The sequence below is a fragment of the Clostridium sp. genome (assembly GCF_050717515.1).
Lineage (GTDB): Bacteria > Bacillota > Clostridia > Clostridiales > Clostridiaceae > Clostridium_AD.
In genome coordinates, this window is the sequence record NZ_JBOITL010000022.1 from 1 (window position 1) to 23251 (window position 23251).

23 protein-coding genes and 1 tRNA gene are annotated in these 23251 nt (G+C 30.9%); 8 read left to right on the forward strand and 16 right to left on the reverse strand.

The features are described 5' to 3' along the window. Positions 1 to 151 precede the first annotated feature (151 nt). The 5 genes from ACREV6_RS07035 to ACREV6_RS07055 all read right to left on the reverse strand — a co-directional run bounded on the left by ACREV6_RS07035 (position 152) and on the right by ACREV6_RS07055 (position 4570). Positions 152 to 1528, reverse strand: a complete 1377-nt coding sequence (locus tag ACREV6_RS07035; RefSeq protein ID WP_431577300.1) for an aldehyde dehydrogenase — start codon at positions 1526 to 1528, stop codon at positions 152 to 154. Positions 1529 to 1572: 44 nt separating this feature from the next. Further along, positions 1573 to 1899 carry an ArsR/SmtB family transcription factor gene (locus tag ACREV6_RS07040; protein WP_431577301.1) on the reverse strand — a complete coding sequence of 109 codons (327 nt, stop codon included), beginning with the start codon at positions 1897 to 1899 and terminating at the stop codon, positions 1573 to 1575. Positions 1900 to 1979: 80 nt separating this feature from the next. Next, the gene (locus tag ACREV6_RS07045; protein WP_431577302.1) at positions 1980 to 2783 is read right to left on the reverse strand and encodes an ABC transporter permease; all 804 of its coding nucleotides are present in this window, start codon (positions 2781 to 2783) and stop codon (positions 1980 to 1982) included. A 3-nt stretch (positions 2784 to 2786) separates the two neighbouring features. Then, entirely contained in the window at positions 2787 to 3590 is an 804-nt protein-coding gene (locus ACREV6_RS07050; RefSeq protein ID WP_431577303.1) for an ABC transporter permease, read from the reverse strand. Next, positions 3587 to 4570, reverse strand: coding sequence for an ABC transporter ATP-binding protein (locus tag ACREV6_RS07055; protein WP_431577304.1), 984 nt, complete (start codon positions 4568 to 4570; stop codon positions 3587 to 3589). The genes ACREV6_RS07050 and ACREV6_RS07055 overlap by 4 nt, the downstream gene beginning before the upstream one ends. 188 nt (positions 4571 to 4758) lie before the next feature. On the opposite strand from ACREV6_RS07055, the gene ACREV6_RS07060 reads away from it, so the two are divergent. From ACREV6_RS07060 to ACREV6_RS07090, 7 genes are all read left to right on the forward strand, one after another. Further along, positions 4759 to 5079, forward strand: a complete 321-nt coding sequence (locus tag ACREV6_RS07060) for a hypothetical protein (protein WP_431577305.1) — start codon at positions 4759 to 4761, stop codon at positions 5077 to 5079. A 169-nt stretch (positions 5080 to 5248) separates the two neighbouring features. After that, positions 5249 to 5324 (forward strand) — tRNA-Pro (locus tag ACREV6_RS07065). A 169-nt stretch (positions 5325 to 5493) separates the two neighbouring features. Next, a complete protein-coding gene (locus ACREV6_RS07070) occupies positions 5494 to 6840 on the forward strand; it encodes a [Fe-Fe] hydrogenase large subunit C-terminal domain-containing protein (RefSeq protein ID WP_431577306.1) in 1347 nt (448 codons plus the stop codon). 88 nt (positions 6841 to 6928) lie between these two features. Next, entirely contained in the window at positions 6929 to 7453 is a 525-nt protein-coding gene (locus ACREV6_RS07075) for a phosphatase PAP2 family protein (RefSeq protein ID WP_431577307.1), read from the forward strand. A gap of 137 nt (positions 7454 to 7590) precedes the next feature. Beyond that, entirely contained in the window at positions 7591 to 8244 is a 654-nt protein-coding gene (locus ACREV6_RS07080) for an HAD family hydrolase (RefSeq protein ID WP_431577308.1), read from the forward strand. A gap of 160 nt (positions 8245 to 8404) precedes the next feature. After that, complete coding sequence (locus tag ACREV6_RS07085; protein ID WP_431577309.1) at positions 8405 to 8842, forward strand: hypothetical protein; 438 nt, start codon at positions 8405 to 8407, stop codon at positions 8840 to 8842. 423 nt (positions 8843 to 9265) lie between these two features. Then, positions 9266 to 10045, forward strand: coding sequence for a DUF5694 domain-containing protein (locus ACREV6_RS07090; RefSeq protein WP_431577310.1), 780 nt, complete (start codon positions 9266 to 9268; stop codon positions 10043 to 10045). 223 nt (positions 10046 to 10268) lie between these two features. Here ACREV6_RS07090 and ACREV6_RS07095 read toward each other — a convergent pair whose 3' ends face one another. Further along, a complete protein-coding gene (locus tag ACREV6_RS07095; RefSeq protein ID WP_431577311.1) occupies positions 10269 to 11825 on the reverse strand; it encodes an ABC-F family ATP-binding cassette domain-containing protein in 1557 nt (518 codons plus the stop codon). A 369-nt stretch (positions 11826 to 12194) separates the two neighbouring features. Here ACREV6_RS07095 and ACREV6_RS07100 point away from each other — a divergent pair, with 369 nt between their 5' ends. Beyond that, positions 12195 to 13370, forward strand: coding sequence for a class I SAM-dependent rRNA methyltransferase (locus ACREV6_RS07100; protein ID WP_431577312.1), 1176 nt, complete (start codon positions 12195 to 12197; stop codon positions 13368 to 13370). Between the two features lie 153 nt (positions 13371 to 13523). Here ACREV6_RS07100 and ACREV6_RS07105 read toward each other — a convergent pair whose 3' ends face one another. From ACREV6_RS07105 to ACREV6_RS07150, 10 genes are all read right to left on the reverse strand, one after another. Continuing rightward, a complete protein-coding gene (locus tag ACREV6_RS07105) occupies positions 13524 to 14852 on the reverse strand; it encodes a DUF4179 domain-containing protein (RefSeq protein ID WP_431577313.1) in 1329 nt (442 codons plus the stop codon). Beyond that, positions 14842 to 15384 (reverse strand): RNA polymerase sigma factor, encoded by a 543-nt coding sequence (locus ACREV6_RS07110; RefSeq protein WP_431577314.1) that lies wholly within the window; start codon positions 15382 to 15384, stop codon positions 14842 to 14844. The genes ACREV6_RS07105 and ACREV6_RS07110 overlap by 11 nt, the downstream gene beginning before the upstream one ends. A gap of 163 nt (positions 15385 to 15547) precedes the next feature. Beyond that, entirely contained in the window at positions 15548 to 16252 is a 705-nt protein-coding gene (locus ACREV6_RS07115; RefSeq protein ID WP_431577315.1) for a 2-phosphosulfolactate phosphatase family protein, read from the reverse strand. A 124-nt stretch (positions 16253 to 16376) separates the two neighbouring features. Further along, positions 16377 to 17174, reverse strand: coding sequence for a hypothetical protein (locus ACREV6_RS07120; protein WP_431577316.1), 798 nt, complete (start codon positions 17172 to 17174; stop codon positions 16377 to 16379). Between the two features lie 16 nt (positions 17175 to 17190). After that, a complete protein-coding gene (locus ACREV6_RS07125) occupies positions 17191 to 18183 on the reverse strand; it encodes an anti sigma factor C-terminal domain-containing protein (RefSeq protein WP_431577317.1) in 993 nt (330 codons plus the stop codon). Next, complete coding sequence (locus ACREV6_RS07130; RefSeq protein ID WP_431577318.1) at positions 18173 to 18685, reverse strand: RNA polymerase sigma factor; 513 nt, start codon at positions 18683 to 18685, stop codon at positions 18173 to 18175. The genes ACREV6_RS07125 and ACREV6_RS07130 overlap by 11 nt, the downstream gene beginning before the upstream one ends. Before the next feature lie 223 nt (positions 18686 to 18908). Continuing rightward, entirely contained in the window at positions 18909 to 19856 is a 948-nt protein-coding gene (locus ACREV6_RS07135) for a PucR family transcriptional regulator (protein ID WP_431577319.1), read from the reverse strand. A 13-nt stretch (positions 19857 to 19869) separates the two neighbouring features. Continuing rightward, positions 19870 to 20979: an ABC transporter ATP-binding protein gene (locus ACREV6_RS07140; RefSeq protein WP_431577320.1), complete on the reverse strand. Its 1110-nt coding sequence runs from the start codon at positions 20977 to 20979 to the stop codon at positions 19870 to 19872. Positions 20980 to 21116: 137 nt separating this feature from the next. Continuing rightward, entirely contained in the window at positions 21117 to 22046 is a 930-nt protein-coding gene (gene mnmL, locus ACREV6_RS07145) for a tRNA modification radical SAM protein MnmL/YtqA (RefSeq protein WP_431577321.1), read from the reverse strand. 112 nt (positions 22047 to 22158) lie between these two features. Beyond that, complete coding sequence (locus ACREV6_RS07150) at positions 22159 to 23235, reverse strand: hypothetical protein (protein ID WP_431577322.1); 1077 nt, start codon at positions 23233 to 23235, stop codon at positions 22159 to 22161. Between the last annotated feature and the right edge of the window lie 16 nt (positions 23236 to 23251).

Sequence of the window (23251 nt, forward strand, 5' to 3'; positions counted from 1 at the left end):
TATTTAAAAACAGGTGAGTACCCTATAAAAATATAAAAAGAATACCCTTATATCACAATTGTGACATTAAGGGTATTCTTAAGGCTCTTTTTTTAAAATGTCCTTGACACAGGGTCCACTTTATTTTGCAGGGCTTTTTTAGGGTATTATACTATTTCATAAGTTTCTTTAGCCATTTAATTTTATCATTGTATGGCGCATATCTAATCTTAATATCTATAATATTACTCTTCTTTATTACACTTTTTTTATGTGAAAATAGATCAAAGCTTCCTTTACCATGGTAGGACCCCATACCACTAGCCCCTACTCCACCAAAAGGTGCATATGCAGATGCCACATGTATAATTGTATCATTTATACACCCTCCACCATAAGAAATCATTTTTATTACTCTTTCTTGGTGCTTTTTGTTATCAGAAAAGAAATATAATGCAAGAGGCTTAGGCTTTGAGTTAACCGTTTTTATAACTTCCTCTAAGTCTTCAAATTCTATAACTGGAATTATGGGTCCAAATATTTCATCTAACATAACTGGATCTCCCCAACTTATATTATCGATAATAGTTGGTGCCATATAGCGTTCTTCCTTATTGTACTCTCCTCCAGTCACAATATGACCTTTATCCAAAAGCCCTATAAGCCTTTCAAATTGTCTTTCATTTACTATTCTTGGGAAGTCCTTGCTTTTTGATGGGTCTTCTCCGAAAAACTCTTTTATACAACCCACTATTTCATTTAAAAGCTCTTTCTTAACACTTTTGTGAACTAGTAAATAATCTGGTGCAACACAAGTTTGTCCCGCATTTAAAAATTTACCCCAAGTTATTCTTTTTGCAGCTAGTTTTATATCAGAATCCGCATCCACTATACAAGGACTTTTTCCACCTAATTCTAAAGTTACAGGAGTAAGATGCCTTGAAGCTTTCTCCATTACGACTTTACCAACAGGTACACTCCCTGTAAAGAATATATAGTCAAACTCTTCTTCTAGTAGTGCTTGAATAGATTCTCTGCCCCCATAAGGTTCAACCACACAAGCAAATTCTTCTGAAAAACATTCTTTAATAATTTTACCAATAACTTCAGTTGTTTTAGGAGAATATTTTGCTGGCTTTAACATAGAACAGTTTCCAGCAGCTATGGAGCCAATCAATGGTGCCATTGTTAATTGGAATGGATAATTCCATGGAGAAATAATTAGACTTACTCCATAAGGCTCTGAATAAATATAACTAGAAGATAAAAAATGTGTTAATGGAGTTCTTACTTTTTTAGTTTTTGACCAGGACCTTAAATGTTTCATAACAAAACTTATTTCTTCTAGAACTATTCCTATTTCAGTAGCATAAGCTTCAAATTCAGATTTATGCAAATCGGACCACAATGCCTCTAATATTTGCTTTTCATTTTTTTGTATAGACTTTTTTAAGTTATTTAATTTCTCCAATCGAAAATTTATATCTCTTGTAGCTCCTGTATGAAAATAGGCCCTTTGCTTTTCTAAAACCATCTGTATATTGTTCATTATTTAGCTCTCCCCCTATAACATTATTTTATAAACATACCTAATTATCTAATAATACAATTTTTTTCTATAGAATTTAATAGTCCTTTCAACATGCTTACTGAGTCTCTGAGAGTTAAAAAATAATAATTTCCTGTACCTCTTTGCTCCATATCTATAAGTCCAGTCTGCTTTAAACTCTTAAGATGATGTGAAATAGCTGGCCTAGATAATGGTAATTTTTCTGCAAGCTGATTGACATTTAAGCTTTCATTTTCTGCTAAGGCTAAAATAATATCTTGCCTTGTTGTATCAGATAAAACTTGTAGTAAAGGGATTGCCTCCCTAAACATATTCAAGGTTTCCGCGTGAGGACTTTTTTCATTACTCATAATTACACTCCGTTCTTTTGTTTAATCCATTAAACATAGTCTATTCTCTTTTATCCTATTTGTCAATACATGGTTATGATTCAACTTCCAGTAGATTTATAATGTTTAACTCCAAATTTAAACACTTGCAATGCAAGAGTGTAAAAAACTATTCCTACAAATGGTGATACCCAAGGTAACCAAAACGGCGAATTTAAAGGATCAGTTTTATTTAAAATTCCCATGGCTGGGAAATAATTAACACAAGCCAGTGGAACTACAAATATAAAAAACTTTCTAAACCAAGAATCATATATAGTTACAGGAAATTGAGCTATCTCGACTCCTCCATATGTAACCATATTAACAACCTCAAGGCTCTGCACAGACCAAAAGGATATGGTTGCTTGAAGCACAAATAATCCTGAAAACAAAAATGCTCCTCCAAAGATTGAAATAATTATAAGCATAACCTTAATAAAGCTTAAGCTATTATTTAAGGACCACATAGCCCAAAGGAGTACTACAAACCCCTGTGTAAATCTACCTATTCTCATCAATTGAAATTCTTGCCCAACAATTTGAAGTACAAGACTTCTCGGTCTCAAAAGCATTCTATCAAATTCACCTGTTCTAACTTGACGTTCAAAGGTATCAAAGCCTCTAGCTGCCGTTTCTGCTATAGCAAAAGCCATGTGTATCATTCCATAGAAAAGCGCAATCTCAGGTAAATTCCACCCTTTTATAGCACCAAACCTATCAAATAAAACCCAAATACCTATAAAATCTATAAAGGTTATTGCAAACTGAGCTATAGCCATCATTATAAAGGATGCCTTGTATTGCATTTGACTTTGAATTGAAACACTTATATATCTTAAATAAAGTTTAATAGCATTCTTCAATTATTAACCTCCTTGTACCTCAACACGTTTTAGTCCTCGTGAAATTAACCATTTCCCATATAAAATTAATATACATGTCCAAATGAGCTGATGAAAAAGGAATGGTAATATACTACTTGGCTTTATATGCCCTAAATAAAATCTCATAGGTGTATCTACGAGCCCACTAAAAGGAAGTACTTTAAGTATTGGCTGCATCCAGGTGGGGAACAATGGCAATGGCACTATCATACCAGAAAAAATCATGACTACTGAAGGCAATAATCTTTTAATTCCATCGCCTGATATAGTCCAGAGCATTGAAATGTTTAATAAATTGGTTATGGAGCAGGAAAGCATCAACGCACCAAATGTAACCAAAATCCAGGCTCCAAAGGAAGCAAATGAATTTGGTGGCTGCATACTATACTTTTGTGGCAAGCAAAACAAAGTAACTATAAATAGTGGTATTGCGCGAAGTAAGGTGGGTGCAGTTCTCAGTGCAAATGCCCTACAAAACCAATGATTATATAAATCTAAAGGTCTGCACAATTCATAAGCCACATTACCAGAGCTAATCATTTGCTGAATTTCAGCATCTCCATTCCAAGGTTGTATCCCTAAGAGCGCTTGACTAATCCATATATATGTAACTGTTTGCACATAGGACATAGGTTGGCTAGCTGTAGTTGAGGCATAAAATGCCGCAATAACCATAACTCTAACAAACCCAAATAAAAATTGTGTACAAATCCCCGCTATAGCTGCAACTCTATACTGTATTAATAACATAAATCTTAATTTTACAATGGATACATATGCTCTCATATCTTAAATTCTCCATAAAATTTAGCAATTACTTCATCTATAGGTGGATTTTCAATAAATAAATCTTTTATCTTATATTTAGATGATATATTTCCTATTAATTGTGCTGGTGTTATTTTGTCTGGATTAAAATCTAAATAAGCTCTATTCCCTTCTACTTTTACTACTTTAGCTTCCTCTATAGATATCTCCGTAATTTGCTCTTCTAAGTCTATTATTAGTCTTCGTTCTTTAGAGACTGTATTTCTAATCTCATTAATAGTTCCATCTAAAAGAATTTGCCCTTTCCCAATTACCATAACTCTAGAACATAATGCCTCGATATCATCCATATCATGAGTAGTTAAAATAACAGTTGTTTCATGTTTTTTGTTAAGTTCTTTTATAAATTCTCGCACCGCCAGTTTTGATACAGCATCCAGGCCAATAGTTGGTTCATCAAGAAAGAGAATTGGTGGTGTATGAAGTAATGATGCTGATATTTCACATCGCATCCTTTGACCTAAACTTAATTGACGTACAGGAACTTCTAATATTTGCTGAAGGTTTAATCTTTCAACTAACTCATCCTTAGTAATCTTATACTGTTTTTCAGGTACATTATATATGTCCTTCAAAAGTTCAAAAGAATCAATAACAGGCAGATCCCACCATAGCTGGGAACGTTGTCCGAATACAACTCCTATGTTTTTAACGTGAGAAATTCTATTTTTCCAAGGTATATTACCTAAAACCTCACAACGTCCTGAATCTGGAACAAGAATTCCACTTAACACTTTAACTGTAGTGGATTTCCCAGCTCCATTAGGGCCAATATAGCCTACTAATTCTCCTTCCTCCATTTTAAATGAAATTCCTTCCAACGCGTTTACAGTACTATATTCCCTATGAATAAGCCCTTTTGTGGCATTCCATAAACCTGTTTTTCGTTTAGCTATTTGAAATGTTTTTACTAAGTTTTTGACAATGATTTGTGACATAATACCCCCCTTTGTGTTTTTCATTATTTTTACATTTAAAAATAGCAGAATTTTATACTACCAAAATAATCTACTAATGTAAATACTTATATTTATGTATTTTAGTTTCACTTTTTATAATTATATTGCGTAAAAGCATTAATCTTTGGTAACACTAACTAGGAAAATTTATTTTGGAGGTATGTATAATGAAAAATTTTCTAGTTTCGGCTATAGTAGATATAATAATAATATTCTCTTCTTATTTTCTATTTAGAAGTGTTATAAGCGGCCCAACTCGTCATAGATTATATGAAAAATTTATGAGTTCTTTTGCAAAATTTATAATTATTATTTTTGTAGCTAGCGCATCAGTCACTGCTCTTACTGCACTAGTTTTGTACAAAACAAGATATATAGTATATATCAACGTAGTAGCCCCTGCCTTAGTGTCTATACTAGTAGGTTTCATTATGTCTACTGTACCTACCAGAGGTGTTGGCGATAAAGAGAGGGATGTTAAAAAATAATAGAAATAGAGCAGTGTTTCAGATGATGTTGTCTTAATATCATCTGAAACACTGCTCTATTTTTTTAAATAATTTTACAATACATAAATCCTATATTTCTTGCATATGGAAAAATACTTGTAAATACTGTTGACATTTATACCTTCCTATTATATAATAAAGAAGTCATCGGGGTGTAGCGCAGCTGGGAGCGCGCGTGGTTTGGGACCATGAGGTCGCAGGTTCAATCCCTGTCACCCCGACCAAAAAAAGAGTTGTCTAACGGCAACTCTTTTTTTATTGTTAATTTTTCATGCTTTAAGTATAAAACCACTCCTTTTTCACAAGATAAACAATATTATACTATTTTATTGTTTTTTCTAAATATTATGCCAACATTATTACGTGGCTAATAACAACTTAGGAGTGATTATTTTGAATGAAATCTATAATGAAATTTTTAAGACCCTAATTAAATCCTATCATGAAGATAATTTTGAAAATAAGCTACATGAGTTACTGTCAAAAGATAATATTAATAAAACTGAGTTAAGTTCTATAATTTCTTCACTTTGTGGTGTTGATGTAGTCTTTTCAACTAATTATATAGAAGATTTAAAACAAGCTATCCAGTGTTATGAATCAAATCACAAAATTGTAAATAAAGTTAAACATTGTGACATGGAGTGTGCAGATAAGCATGGAAAAACCCTTTGTCAAGCTTCTTGCCCATTCGATGCTATATTAATTGATAGTAAATGTAACACTACCTATATTGATAATGATAAATGCATAGACTGTGGATTTTGCATAGATGCATGTCCTACTGGCGCCTTAATGGATAAAGTAGAATTTATTCCCCTTTTAAATTTGTTAAAAGATAATTCTACAGTGATAGCCGCTGTAGCTCCTGCCATTACTGGACAATTTGGAGAAAATGTTGGTATAGATAATCTTAGAACTGCCTTTAAAAAAATTGGGTTCACAGATATGGTTGAAGTTGCTTTTTTCGCAGATATGCTTACATTAAAAGAGGCTATCGAATTTGATGAACATGTCAAAGGAAAAGAAGATTTAATGATTACCTCTTGCTGTTGTCCTATGTGGGTAGGAATGTTAAAGAAGGTATACCATAATTTAGTTACACATGTATCTCCCTCCATTTCTCCTATGATTGCTGCTGGTAGAATTTTAAAACAACTAAATCCTGACTGCAAAGTAGTCTTTATAGGACCCTGCATTGCAAAAAAAGGCGAAGCAAAGGATCGGGACATTTTAGGTGACATAGATTATGTGCTTACCTTCTCCGAACTTAAGGATATTTTTGATACATTAAATATTGAGCCTGAAAAACTTCAAGCAGATATATCTAGTGAATATGCTTCTAGGGGCGGTAGGCTTTATGCCAGGACGGGAGGCGTATCTATAGCTATTGGAGAGGTTATCGAAAGATTATTTCCTGAAAAATACAATTTATTTAATCCTATTCAAGGAAACGGTGTGAAAGAATGTAAAGAATTGCTTACTAAAGCTCAAAGCGATGAAATTAACGCAAATTTTTTAGAAGGAATGGGCTGTGTTGGTGGTTGCGTTGGAGGACCTAAATCATTAATCCATGCAAGTTCGGGAAAAGTTAGAGTAGATGAATTCGCAGAAAATTCAAAGATTAGAGTATCCATAGATAGCGATTGTATGAATGAAATCCTAAATAGAATTGGAATTAATAGTGCTGCGGATTTTAAAGATAAAGATAAGACCAAAATATTTCACAGAGAGTTTTAGTAAATATTTTACAATATAAATTAGAGCTAAAATATGATACAATATTAAGTAATTAAAAAATAATTTACTGTGCAGATGGGAGGGTTTTATGAAAGCGTTATTTGAATATATAAGTCATAGAGACATTAACATACTTAGAATTATAAATAATTCTTGGAAGTGTAGGTTCTTAGATATTGTAATGCCATCTATGACTTACTTAGGATCTTTTTCTTTTATGTTTATATTTTGCGCTGTTCTCTTTTTGTTAGGTAATACACTGATTCACGTCATGGCTATTCGCGCTATGATTTCTATAACAATCAGTACTGGCATTGGTAAGCTTCTTAAGATAAGCGTTACTAGATTAAGACCTTTTATAAATATCCCAAATTTAAATATAAAAAAAATAGGTATAGATAAATACTCCTTCCCATCAGGTCATACTACCGGTGCATTTTCATTAGCTGTGATAATAGCCTTATATTTCCCTATTTTTGGATTTATAACTATACCCTTAGCATGTTGTGTAGGGATTTCAAGAATGTATATAGGGGTTCATTACCCTACAGATGTGATTGTGGGTGCTTTTTTAGGAATTACCTGTTCTTTTCTTACTTACAGATTTTTTTAAGACCTATAAAAATAATTAGGAGCAGCTACCAGCTCAATTTTCCTGGTAGCTGTTATTAATTAATGCCCATAACTCCTTTTCAAATCTCAGTATATTACTATATTTATTCATGTTATAATTTTATAAGAGGTGATTAAATGCTAACAAATATTAAAGCTGCAATTTTTGATTTAGATGGTACCCTTATCGACTCTATGTGGGTTTGGGGCAAAATAGATGAAGATTATTTTAGAATTAGAAATATGGATCTACCTTCCAATCTAAAAAGCCAAATAGAACATCTTAGCTTTGATGACACTGCAGCATATTTTAAAAGTAATTTTGGTATATTAGATACTATAGAAGAAATTAAAAAGGAATGGACGGATTTTGCCTATGTAGAATATCTTAACAATGTAAAGTTAAAGCCTGGAGTAGTTGAGTTTTTATCTCTACTTAAAACTTTGAATATAAAAATTGGACTTGCTACAAGTAATAGTAAAGAACTGCTAGAAGCTGTTCTTCAGGCTAATGGTATCTATCACTATTTTGATTCTATAACTCTTACGAGTGAAGTATCTAGGGGTAAAAACTTTCCTGATGTATATTTACTTGCCGCTGAAAGATTAGGTGTAGAGCCGACAGAATGTATTGTATTTGAAGATATACTCCCTGCAGTTAAAGGTGCAAAAGCTGCTGGAATGAAGGTAGTAGGTGTATATGATGATTTTTCCAAAGAACAAAAAGAAGATATTATTAATCATGCAGATCTATTTATAATTGAATATCATGAATTAACTACAGCCATTTAAAACTCATGTAATTACATGGGTTTTTTTTATGAATTTTTTGGTTTTCTATAGAATAGTATATACTAAGCATAAATATAACATATGCACAAATTTTTGAGTTAACCTCTATTATATTAATACATAGTTGTTTTAAATAAGTACTTTTGAAGGAGAGATACTATTGAATATTTTTATAATCTCAGTTCTTTTGATATGTTTTGGCGTATATTATACTTTAATGAACCAAAAATTATCAACGCAAAAAACTCAACTAAAGATTATTTCTAGACAAAATAGAGAATTCAAATCAAAAATTGCAAGCGCGCGAAGTGCTGAGGGACCTATTATAATAAAATACAAGGCACCACTCTTTAAATCAGGAACTACAAAAGAGGCTTGCAGTCTATATCTAAGCCCTATGGAAAATTCACCAGTTCTATCTAATCTAGTTAAAAGCACTTCCGTAGAAATTCAAGATTGTGCTGAGATTTTTGATATTTCATGGTATGAGGTATCTATAAAATCTCAGACTAACATTAATAATAGAGGGTGGATAAAAAAAGATATCATAATTACCCAAGATGACACTGTTAATAACCAAGAAGATACAGTTTCTTAAAATCAGCAAAAGGCATATATTTTTAAAATATATGCCTTTTAAAATTAATCTAACATTAATCTTTTTTATGTGTCTTTTTATTATGTTTAGTTCCTAAATTATTTACCTTTTTCTCCTTTTCTTGTTGGCTTGCACAAGAAGGATCCTTTTTTTCACCCATAGCATTTATACCTCCCTTGATAAAAATTTAATTCTAGTATAACCCTACTATTTTGTTCAATATACAAATAATAATGCTATGAAATTAATAGCAAAAACTAAAAGCATCCATTCACGAAGGATTATATTGACAATTATTGCTTAATTACATAAAATAGGATTAATTATTAGTTTTATATTGTATAATTGTAAAATTTTAAAAGTCATTGGGAAACACTTTAAAAATAAACAATGTTTTAACATCAAAATCAGAAAGGAGACAATATGAATAAGCCAAAAATTATGATTTTAGGTACCTTCCACTTTGGTACTGAAGAAGGCACTAAAATTATTAAAATTCAAAATGAAAATCGTCAAAATGAATTAGAAGAAATTACAAAAAAAATTTCACAATTTAACCCTAATAAATTATGTATTGAATTAAGACCTAGTGAAGAAGAAAAACACAATGAACTTTTTCAAGAATTTTTACATAAACCAAATTTGGATTTAAGTAACAGTTTATCTAAAATCAGTATAAAAGGAGCCGATTATAACATTACTAATCATATAGATGAACGCATTAAGTTTGCATTCAACTTAGCTAAATACAATAAAATTAATCATATATATGGTATTGACTACTACGATGGTTGGACTCAACCCCTTGTATTTGAGAAAGCAAAGGAAAATGATGCTTTATACCAAAAACTCAATGAATCATTTATGGAATTTGCAAATAAATATTATGACATGTTTACTGAAGAAACCAGTATAGAAAAAATATATAGATTTTTAAATAATAAAGAAACTAATGAATTGCAGCATACAACTTCATTTTTACCCTTTAATTATATCGAAATAGGAGAAGACTCCGTAGGAATTGATTTTGTTGCTTCATGGTATAAACGAAATCTTCATATTTTCTCTAATTTAAAGCATATTTGTAATAGTGACGACCGTATATTAGTCTTATATGGAGGAGGCCATTTAAAACTGTTAAGGGACTTTATTAATGATTCGCTTGATTTAGACTATGTAGAATCTTTAGACTATTTACTTTAAGAAATCCCCTTAAATAATTGTTATCTTTTCTAAACAGGAGCAAAGTGTACTACTTCACATTATCAAGTAGTTTTTTATTATTTATAAAATATTGTTACATTTAATGAATTTGCAATAAAAAAATACACCCAATTAAGAGTGTATCACTACATCACAAAGCCCATTTTTAATTAATATGATAAAAGAGCTAGTTGTATAAACTAACTCTTTTATTATGGAACTACTAAACTATTTTAGTTGTCCACTCTTCGCAATCCCATACATCTGTTACTACGTCCTGATAGAATTCAGGTTCATGACAAACTAAGAGTATACTTCCTGTATATTCTTTTAGGGCTCTTTTTAACTCATCTTTAGCATCTACATCTAAGTGATTGGTAGGTTCGTCTAGGATTAATATATTTGTTTCCCTGTTTAGAAGTTTCGCAAGTCTTACCTTTGCTTGCTCTCCACCACTAAGCACAGTAACTTTACTTTCAATATGCTTTGTAGTAAGTCCGCACTTAGCAAGTGCAGATCTTACCTCACCTTGAGTGAAGCTAGGGAATTCTTGCCAAAATTCTTCAATACAATTATTGCGGTTGACTCCCTTTATTTCTTGTTCATAGTATCCTATATATTGATAATCTCCTAAGTTTGTATGACCCGAAAGAGCTTTTATATCACCCATAAGACTCTTTAATAGTGTTGTTTTTCCAACACCATTAGCACCAGTTAAAGCAATCTTTTGTCCTCTTTCCATATATAAATCTAAGGGCTTAGATAATGGGCTATCATATCCAGTAACTAAATCCACAGTTTTAAATATTATTTTCCCTGAAGCTCTTGCAGATTTAAAATTAAATTGTGGTTTTGGTTTATCTTTTGTAACTTCTATTCTATCAATTTTATCCAATTTCTTTTGTCTTGATTTTGCCATTCCACTAGTAGAAGCTCTTGCTTTATTTTTAGCAACAAAAACCTCTAGTCTAGTAATTTCCTTTTGCTGTCTTTCATAATCAGCTTCCATTTGTAGCCTTTTAGCCTCATGAATCCTCAAAAATTCTTCATAAGAGCCTATATATCTAGTTAACTTTTTATTTTCTACATGATATATTATATTAATTGCACCTTTTAGGAATTCAATATCATGGGATATTAGGATAAATGCGCTTTCATAATTTTGAAGATACCTCTTAAGCCACTCTACATGCTGCTCATCCAAAAAGTTAGTAGGCTCATCCAGAAGCAAAACATCTGGAGCTTCTAATAAAAGTTTTACAAGAAGAACTTTCGTCCTTTGTCCTCCACTTAAATCTGCAACATCATTTTCAAGGCCAACATCTTTAAGTCCAATTCCTGCAGCTACCTCATCTATTTTAGAATCAATAGCGTAGAATCCATTATTATCCAACTGATCTTGTATTGTTCCCATTCTATCTAATAATTTTTCTAGCTCCTCAGGTGATGCATCTCCCATCTTGTCTGTTACACCTATCATTTCCTCTTCTAAGTCAAAAAGATATTTAAAGGCCTCCCTTAAAACTTCCCGAATAGTTTTTCCTTTTTCCAAAACGGTATGCTGATCCATATACCCTACTCTTACGCTGCTTGACCATTGAACTTCCCCTTCATCTGGCATAAGCTTACCTGTAATAATATTCATAAAGGTTGATTTACCTTCTCCGTTAGCTCCTATAAGCGCTATGTGTTCGCCTTTAAGTAATCTAAAAGATACATCTTCAAATATTGATCTGTCACCAAATCCATGGCTCATGTTTTTTACTACTAATCTACTCATTTGTTTTTCTCCTTAATATAGTGTAATTTTTATATTTTTATTTTTTTATATTTAAAAAGTATTTCTACTCATACACTTATTTGTTTTTAATAACTGGATATTATATATGAATTCTCAACCAAAGAAAATTCCTCCAGTTTTTATCTAAATACCCTTAATCCAAGTGTGCATTTAAAAATGGCACATATATTAGTGTAATTTATAACTGCACTTTTGTCAAAAGAATTTTATGGATTTTATATTAGAAGTTAATTCAATGTGGTATACTACTATAGATAAATAACTTGATATTTTCAATTAAAAATCACTTTATTACCCTAAACATATAGATGGTGTTAACACTATCTAACAATACAGGAGGAATTTAAAATGAGTTGTAAATTTTACTTATATAGAGGTAAAGGCAGAAATGCAGAAAATGGTCACCTTTGGATATATGCCAACGAAATCGAAAACGTTGATGGTGAATATGAAAATGGAGATATAATTGAAGCCTATAATTTTAGAGGAGAGTTTATTGGAAAAGGCTTTATAAACGACGTTTCTAAAATTGCCATAAGAATAATGACCAGAGATATTACCGAAGAAATAAATGAAGAGTTTTTCAGAAAAAAACTTCGTGCTGCTTGGACATATAGACAAACAGTTATAGATACTTCTAGTTGTAGATTCTTGTTTGGAGAAGCAGATTTTGTACCTGGAATGATTATAGATAAATATGAAGACTATTATGTTATTCAATCTTTAGCACTAGGTATAGATAAATATAAAGATATAATTGTTAAGCTACTAACAGATGAATATAATGCAAAGGGCGTATATGAAAGAAGTGACGCTAGAGTACGCGAACTTGAAGGTATGCAGCAGACAAAAGGCTTTTTAACAGAGCCCTTCGATACTAATTTAGAAATTATTGAAAACGGTGTTAAATATAACGTTGACATCGAAAATGGCCAAAAGACTGGATTTTTCCTAGATCAAAAGGAAAACAGAGCGGCTATCCAGAGATTATGCAAGGATGCTGATGTTTTAGATTGTTTTACTCACACAGGTTCTTTTGCACTTAATGCAGGTATAGCTGGTGCTAAAAGTGTACTTGGAGTAGATATTTCTGATTATGCAGTAGAATGCTCTAGAAAAAATGCAGAGCTTAACGGACTTTCAGATATAGTTAAATTTGAATCCCATAATGCCTTTGACGTGCTACGCGAATGGTCTAGAGAAGGAAGACAATACGATGTAGTAATACTAGATCCACCTGCATTTACAAAGTCCCGTTCTACTATAGATGGTGCTACAAGAGGATATAAAGAAATAAATCTACGTGGTATTAAATTGGTTAAGCCGGGCGGATATTTTGTAACTTGCTCTTGCTCTCATTTTATGTACCCTGATTTATTTAGAGATACCATAGCTGAAGCTGCATTAGATGCTAAAAGAACTCTTAGACAAGTAGAGTTCAGAACTCAAGCAGCAGATCATCCTATACTATGGAATTCTGATGAATCTTACTACTTAAAATTCTATATATTCCAAGTGGTTTAAAAGAAAAAAAGTATATATTACTACAAATGCTTTCCCTTTGCTTTAGTAATTCTAAAATTTATTTTAAAATTACTAAAGCTTATTCAAATGCATTTTACGTAATATATACTTTTTTAACGCGCTTAAAGTTAAATCTTATTTTATCCTTTAGGCCTATTTTAATGGTATTTCAAACTCCAAAAGAAATTTTGATTCTGAAAGTTCCCTTGTTGCAACTTTAATTTTCTTATTCTTATTAATACGAAAACACTCTAATATATATGAACCATCTATATTCCTTTGAGTGGATTGTCTAGGGTTATCAAGGTTATTACCTTTTTTATCTTCTACCCAAACACACAGCCCATTGCCATATGGGTCATTACCCTTATAAGTATAATGTACTAAAGTTTTATCCTTTAGATATTCTATTTTGTTTACAGAAACTTGCCCTCCTTTATCACCCTGTGAAAGAATAATCGGAAATTTATCTTCTACTTTTACTTTTACATCTATAATTTCAGATCCCGCGTTTTCATTTCTATCGCTTACTTTTATAACAAAATGTTTAGGATTATTATTTAGGGGCTCAAATGTATATTCTTGGTTCATAATACTACCTTCGCCAAGTCCACTTCCGCTTAAAGGTTTTAGCACATTACCGTAGTTATCTATTACCTGATAACTGTAAAATTTTTCTCTTGGTAAATTGGTTTCAATAATATTTAACTTTATTGTAGTATCCGAAACAAGTATTTTTTCTATAGTTATACTTCCTTTTCCTATTGGTTTAGTAACCATCGGAGTTGTAACTTTAGAATTAACCGAAGATTTTTGTTTTTTTACAGGAATATTTTTAAATTCCCAGTTACCTTTTGTATTTCCTATCTTATTAAGTAATACTGTAAGTTTAAAATTTTCTGGTAGTTCACTTGTAGGACTAACATTAATTACTCCTGCATAAGTGTTTTTTGTTACCGCGCTTCCAGTATAGGACATTGCGGCGTTTATAGGCGTATCATTAACCAGCAAATCAGACTTGCCAAGTTCTCCAATGTTATTACCTTCCATAGTATATCCAACAGACATCCTTGCACCATCATAAAGTATGTCTCTGATTGTAACTTTTATACCTTTATCTACTTTTGGTTGCCCTACTAATGACGATACCCCTTTTTCACTGGCAAGTTTTAATCCTTTATCTCCAAACAATTTAAATACGGAACCTATTACTGGAATATTACTTAGAGTATTAGCCATTACTGGTGATATCGTAGCTGAAATAGTTAAAACTGTTAACGTTACGGCGGCCGCGGCTATGGACTGTCTTACCCTTTTATTTTTAAGAATTTTGCTTCCATGTTTTCTTTTTTTATTCTCTATTTTCTTTTCAGGTAATAGGGCCAGAGTCTTGTCTATCCTGTCTAAAACCACAGGTGGTAAATTAGTTTTACTGTTCTTTGCCTTGTTTATAAATTCCATATCGAATAGCTTATCTTTCATAGCATTCACTCCCATCAAAGTGGTTATTCAAAATACCTTTAAGTTTTAATCGTGCTCTTGAAAGTCTTGATTTTACTGTACCCTCGGGTATACCTATCATACTAGATATTTCTTTTATAGAGAATTCCTCAAAATAATATAGTACAACTACACTTTTTAAATCATTCTCTAAACAATTAAGTATTTCTTGCATTTCAATATTATCATCAATAGTTGTAATCATTGACTTATCGCAAGCCGTTTCTCTAATTTCATTGACAGGAATTATCTTGCTTTTCACCTTATTAATGTTATGACACTCATTAATCAAAATTCTTACTAGCCATGTTCTAAAGAACTGTATCTCTTTTAGATTATCAATTGACTTATACGCTTTAAGAATCGCTTCCTGAATTGCATCAGCACAATCATCATCTGATTCAAGCATAGATTTTGCAACCTTATACAGTAACTGTTCAAAGCGCTTAATTAAGTTTACGAATGAGTCTTTATTTCCTTCAATTGCTTGTCTGATTTCAAATTCTAGTTCCAACTTTACACCACCTATACAAAATTATAAATATTAAATTAAAAACAAAATAACTTGCAAGTTTTTGTTTACATATATTAGACACAAATATAGTTGTATTGGTTCACCAATTAAAGAAAACATTTAAAAAAATACGATGCTATTTTAATATAGCACCGTATTTTTATTAAACTATAATCCCATTCTTATATTCTGGAACCTTATCTATAATATCTTTTCTACAGCAGTATTCCAAATCTGCTTCAAGTCCTAGCTCTGTAATTCTTTTATAATGACTTGCATATTTTATAAATCTGTGAATATCTTCATTGTTTTTATAAATATAATGAGAAGTAAAAGCTATATCTGAAAGCTCTGCTTGTACCAATTTTAATACACAATCTATTATGTACCCACTACATAAAAAATCATCTATAGAAAATTCACCATCAGTTCCAGCATTAACTATTACTACATCTTTATTTAATTCCACTATTCTTTTTGCAGTAGCCTTAGCGTTTACCATGGCACCTATTAAAATATTGCTGGCACTTACGCAGCCCTTTATAGCTTTAGTGCCATTAGTTGTAGTCATAACAAGAGTCTTACCTTCTATGCTCTCTCTGGTATATTCTAATGGAGAATTAGAATAATGAAATCCCTCTATTTTCAATGCCTTTCTCTCTCCACCAAGCATAAACTCTTCTTTGTTATTTCTCACAATACCCGCTGCATCTTCCACTGTTAAAACAGGAATAACACCTTTGCATCCATTATTCATTGCAGTAGATATTACACTAGTTGCCCTAAGCATATCTATTACTACCACTGTTTTATTTGCTATTTTCTCTTTTTTTATATCATCCGCAGAAACTATTATATCTATTTTCATATGTTTTGCTCTCCTTCACTTTAACACTTCTTTTGCCTTATGTGGCCTACATATAATTATAGTACATATTTCTATTTTATATAATAGTCTAGAATGAATTAAATGTGTACTTTTTCATATATGCTTATGTTAACTTATATGTAGTATCCTCATCTAAAGCTAAAAATCGCTTATATCCAAATTTATATAATAGAAGCACTCCAAGTAACATTAATATTAAATCATATATTATTACACTTCCCCCTCTTGTATTATTATTCATTATCAAATTGAACAATTTTGTCACATTAAAGTCAACTATATTATTGAGTGGCCATATCTCAAATAAGATTGCTGTAGTTATTACATAAAATCCAGGTAGTATATATGCTATAAACTTCTTCTGTGTAGCTGTTATTACTCCCAACATAAAGATTGAAAAAGCAGCTGAAGACAGAGATATAACTAACAACATTAGCATAATATATGATATCTTTGAAACATCATATATACTGGTAAATGCACCGAAAGCAATATCTTTTACAACTGTATTGCTTACCCCTTTGGTAATAATAAGATACACCATAAAAACACCATGGCCAACTGCAAAAACAATGAAAGTTATTAAAGTATTTACTGCTAATTTAACTTTAAAATAAGTTTTTATATTTATAATTTCCAGTAACTTATTTATAAATCCCGACTCCTTATCTTTAATTATTGATGTAGAATAAATTAAACCTGCTAGCACTGGTCCTATAAACCCTATATAGGAAAAACTAGAAATTCTTATATAATAATCCACCCCATCTAACCCTGGAAATGGAAAAGCTATTTCTTGTAAATAAGGTATCACAAGTGATGTTAAAATTATTAAAATGAAAATTATAGTTCGCAAGGAAAATATGGTTTTTTTAAATTCTAGCTTAAAGTATGTCTTCATGTATGTGCCTCCTTTATTAATATTTATCTGTTACAGCGCCTATTGTAGCCGCCTTAATATAACTTTTATCCTTTAAGGCTTTTAAATCCCCCACATTTCCACTTACAACTACTCCTATTATTTTTAAATCCTCTTTATTAATTTCACCTTTTCCATTACTCAAAGTGTCATATATACTTTCATATATACTGCTATGATCTTTTTTCTCTTTTCCTCTAATAATTGCATTTATGAAGTCTTTTTCAGGCTCCTTAATTGTTGTTCCTCCACTATCCAAAACTTTTATCCCATATACATCGTATTCCTCAAGTATTGATTTACTTGAATCATGTTTATCATTTTTAGAGAAGGTATTTACCCAATACCAATTTAAAGTAATGCCCCTGGGAATCATCGTTTTAACTTGTTCAAGGCTATAAGTTTTATCAAAGGATAGAGATATCTCCATTAATTTATTGCTAACTATTTCATTAAGATTTTCTAAATCATTTATATAGCTTTCATATTTTATTGATGGATTATAAAACTTCATAACACGCTTGTCTACTTTATTATAGTTTATTATCTCATCTGATTCTTTTGATGATTCACCAGAGTTAGTAAATAAATACTCACTCATGTCACCATAAATACCATTAATCAAAGGCATATAGGTATACCCCTCTTTATAATTTCCATCAGTTATAGGCCTATTTCCTAAAAATCTATACCTAACATAATCTATTTGACCAACCATTATTCTGTCATCAACCTGTATATTCCCAACATAAGCATTAGGCATGGCTACATTAAACCAATCTTCTAAGTCATCCTCCGTTTTATTACTCATCGTATTTAAAATAGTTGCATTTAACATTAATACTATAAAGCTAACGATAATGAGTATCATAAAACTTACTATTATATTTCTTATTATTGAAAAATTTTTTGCTCTTTTAATGGCATTATTAAAAGTAGGTTTTTCTTTCACTTCAAACAATTCTCTTAATTTTTCATCATCACTTTTCATACTTATCCCTCCAAACTTTTTTAAATTGTTCCCTAGCTCTAAAGAGATAGGTTTTAACTGTATTTTCATTTATATCTAAGAGTTCCGCTATTTCCTTATAAGACAAGCCCATGTCGTATTTAAAAAATAACAGATTTTTATGAATATCACTAATGGAATTTAGAATCACAAGAATTTCTTCTTTTTTTTCTAGATCCAATATGAAATCTTCAACTAACTTACTATCTGTTAGGCTCTCTTTAAAAATTTCTTCATCAATACTCAGATGAACATTTCTGCTATTTCTTCTACACAAATCATAATATTTATTGGTAGCTACCTTAAAAAGCCATGAGGATAACTTATCTGCCTGTATACCATCAATGTACTTTAGTGCTTTATAGAAGGTGTCTTGGACTATGTCTTCAGCATTGACTTGGCTACATCCAAGTTTAATCAAATACTTATGTATGAGCTTCATCTTTTTGTCGAACATCTCATTGATTAATTCATTGCTCATCATATCCCCCTTCCATAAAGCAAGTTATTTAGTAGTTTTAGTTTTGAAGTACTTCTGTTATTATGACGTTTCAAATATAAATATGTATACATTTATTTTACACTAAATAATAAATCCACCAAACATTTAACTATTTGGTGGATTTTTATCATATAATATTTACTTAATAAATTAATTTTCAAATAGTAAAACGCACTGTGCATTTTTGAAATAAGTTCTTACCCACCTATTCCTTATTTTCTTTCCATATCAAAAAACCTATAAGAAACACAGATGCATCTTTAAAGTTTCTGATATCAAAATTTGTTTCTTTCTTAATCTTGTCTAATCTATAGATAAGAGTATTCCTATGAACATATAGTTTCCTAGCGGCATCACTGATATTAAGACCACAATTTACAAATTGCTCAATAGTTACTATCATTTCACTATCCATAGCATCGAATTTGTCTTTGAGCATCCCTAGCAATTCCTGCTTAATTTTAATGTCTACATTATATACAATTTTTTCAAATAGCATTTTATTGTAACTAAATGTATGGTCTTTTATATCAAATTTTTTTCCTAGTTCCATACATTGCACAGAATCAGTATAAGCTTTTTTAAGACCTTTTATATCATAAGATCTATCTGCATAACTTACATAACATTTACAATACAAATCTGATGAGATAGATTCCTTTATACTTTCTGTGTGGTCCTCGACTTCATCAAAATCACCAATTACAATTATACTATCATTATACATTAAACTTACAACTGGCTCACTATCATATATTTGCTTTATTATATTAAGAGATTCATACTTACTTCCATCTACGCTTATTAATAGGATATAACACCCATTTTTAAGAAAAGGTAAATTGTGATTAATATTATCAATCGAAATTTCTCTATTTTCTAAAATATCTATTACCGCTTGTTCTTTAGTTGAAAAATGCTCTGTATATTTGTTTTCGATAATATATTGAAGTAAAGATGTACAATTTTCATACTTCTTTTCTAAACTTATTATGCCTTTAACAGCTCCAAGCATAATAGTAAAGTTGGTTGTATGTGAATTTTTAATATCTAAGTCACTAATATATAGTGCAATACCATCTTCTGTAACTACATTAAATGGTATGTTTGAAGAATGACTTAAATCCTTCAAGAATTCTGTAAAATTGTACATATTGAATTTCCCCCTATATTATTGTGTTTTCAGTTTCTTTATCAAAGACATGAATTTTATTTGTATCTAAAGCGATTTTAATTTTATCTCCAACTTTAGCTAACGACGAACCATTAACTCTAGCTACGATACTAGTATCTCCTTTTGATAAATAAATATTAGTCTCTGCTCCCATAAGCTCTGTAACCTCAACTTTTGCTTCTATAACTGAATTTTTATTTTTTTCAATAAAATCAACGCCATCATCAATATCCTCTGGTCTAATACCCATTACAACAGTTTTTCCTATGAAGGATTTTTCTTTTAAAATTTGAGCTTTACCCTTTGGTAGTATTATAATTTCATTATTAAAAGATAACACTACTTCACCCTTTTGCTCTAAAACCATAGCTTCCATAAAATTCATTTGAGGACTTCCTATAAATCCAGCAACAAACATATTAACTGGGTGCTCATATATGTTATGAGGAGTATCTACTTGTTGGGCGAGTCCATCTTTCATTACAACTATTCTTGTTCCCATAGTCATAGCTTCTGTTTGATCATGAGTTACATATATAAAAGTTGTTTGAAGTTTATGATGAAGTTTTGCTATTTCTGTTCTCATCTGAACTCTAAGTTTAGCATCTAAATTTGATAGTGGCTCGTCCATTAAGAATACCTTTGGATTTCTTACTATAGCTCTTCCAAGTGCTACCCTTTGCCTTTGTCCACCTGATAATGCCTTTGGTTTTCTATCAAGTAAATGTTCTATATCAAGTGTTTTAGCTACATCAGTGACCTTTTGTTTTATTTCATCTTTTGGCATTTTTCTTAGTTTTAGTCCAAATGCCATATTGTCATATACAGACATATGAGGATACAATGCATAGTTTTGAAAAACCATAGCAATATCTCTGTCCTTAGGTGCCATATCATTTACGAGTTTATCACCAATATATATTTCACCTTGTGATATTTCTTCAAGACCTGCTATCATTCTTAAAGTTGTTGATTTACCACAACCTGATGGTCCTACAAAAACTATAAATTCTTTATCTTCTATTTCAAGATTAAAATCCTTAACCGCTGTTACATTTCCAGTATAAACCTTGTATAAGTGCCTTAATGATAAATTTGACATAATATATTCCTCCTACATTTATATTCTATATGTTTTTCTATATATACATATTGTAAACCTTTAAACCACAATTATCTATTTGCAAAACCCCCAAAAGTGGTAAAGCTAATTTGTAGAAAGACACAAATGCCCTTATTTTAAATCTCAAAATTTTTCCCTTGATATAAATCTAATTCCTTTAATTTATTATCTATGGAATTTAAGACTTCCCATTTTTTCAAACTCCACATAGGCCCTATTAGCAGCTCCCTTGGTGCATCCCCTGTTAATCTATGAATAACCATGTTAGGTGGAAGCATAGCTATTGATCTGGTAATTATATCTATGTACTCATCTTTTTCCAAAAACTTAAGCTTTCCACCGTTGTATAACTCAACCATTGGTGTATTTTCCACTAGATATAGTAAATGCATTTTAATGCCCTTTATATCTTTGCATGCCACATAGTCTATTGTTTTTAACATATCCTCTGCAGTCTCTCCAGGTAAGCCAAAAATAGTATGAACCACCACATCAATATTTCTTTTATTGAGCCCTTTTAGAGCCTCTTCAAATTTGGATAATTTATATCCTCTATTAATAATTTCCGCACTTTCATCATTACAGGTCTGAAGTCCTAATTCTACCCAGGTGTATACACTGCGCGAATATTCTTCTATAAGATCTAATACATCTTCGCCTAAGCAATCAGGTCTAGTAGCTATAGCAAGTGCCACTACCCCCTCTTGTGATATTGCTTCCTCATACTTTTCTCTTAATACTTCTATAGAACCATAGGTATTGGTATAGGCCTGAAAATAAGCAATATACTTTCCTGTTTTCCATTTTTTGCTCATCATATTAACTATATCTTCAAATTGGCTTGTGATAGAAAATCTCCTATCCCCACCAAAATCTCCTGAACCCCGCTCGCTACAAAACAAACATCCTCCACTGCTAATAGTTCCATCTCTATTAGGACAAGAAAATCCAGCGTCCAAAGCAATCTTAAAAACCTTATCACCGAACTTCTCCCTTAAAAAATAATTCAAACTGTGATATCTTTTGTCACCCCATGTTTTCTGCATTAATCTCACCCTTTCTCTATTACATAATCAAATAAAATAACTAATCATTAGATTAGTTATTTTATTAAAGACTATGCTAATTATACCTTATAGCCTATAAAGAATGTATTAATTATAATTTATCTAATGTAAAGTCCTTTAAATCTAATTTCCATTTGCCAATAATGTCTGTTTCTGAACTATTAACATTTGATTTAGGAATTACTTCATATATCATAGTATCCTCACCAAAAGAAGAAAATACTATTTGTACTTTTTCTATAGGATAATCTTTTTCAAAATTAACAGGAATCATATCTCCGCTATCTACTTTATAAACCCTAATATATTTTCCCAGGTTTTCCTTAGTATATTGTACAAGCAGAAACTTTTCATCTAAGGAAAATGTCATAAACTCCACTTTGCAATTGACAAGCAAATCTACAGGAATTAGCTCCTTTCCAATCGGTTTCTCCTTAGCTATTACATCAGATCCTCCACCTTGCGTGGACTGACTCCCTGATTTTCCAGCATCTCCTTGGACCGATAGAGATTCATCAATATTAACAATACCAATAAAGGAATTTTTGTTATAGGTACTAACTGCAAGTTTTTCTCCTTCATAGCTAAAATTTATTGAACTGAATTCTTTTAAAGGCACCATTATTTTATACAACTGTGCTATATCTTCCTGTGAATATACATATTTAGGAAACCCAGCTACATCAATAATCAAATTGGTCTTTACATTTTTTTTATCTCTAAATCTAATACCTATTCCTTCAACAAAAGCTTCCTTTTGCGGCATGCTATTAACTTCACTTATTCTGTATTCTGCACCATCTTTAACAACTTTAATAGAATATTCATCCAAGCTACACATTGAACTAACCATAGAGGTTCTTGTAACTCTGACCTTAAAAACTCCAGTTCTACCGACTTCATTGCTTTCTGTAACTTTATAACCCTTTATCTTGGTATCACTAAGGGGCATACTTGAAATTTTTTTAAATAACTCCTTAGTATATAACTTCTTACCATTTTCGTAATCTTCCTTCATTATAAAATTCATATAATTCTGGACTACATTAGCTGCGGATTTAATCTCAAAAGCATTTACTTTTGGCTTTTCTTCACTCTCTTTTTTTGAACATCCTGTAAAAGACAAAACATAAAATACTATTAATAAACAACTTAAAATCTTTTTCAATATTTTCACTCCTCTT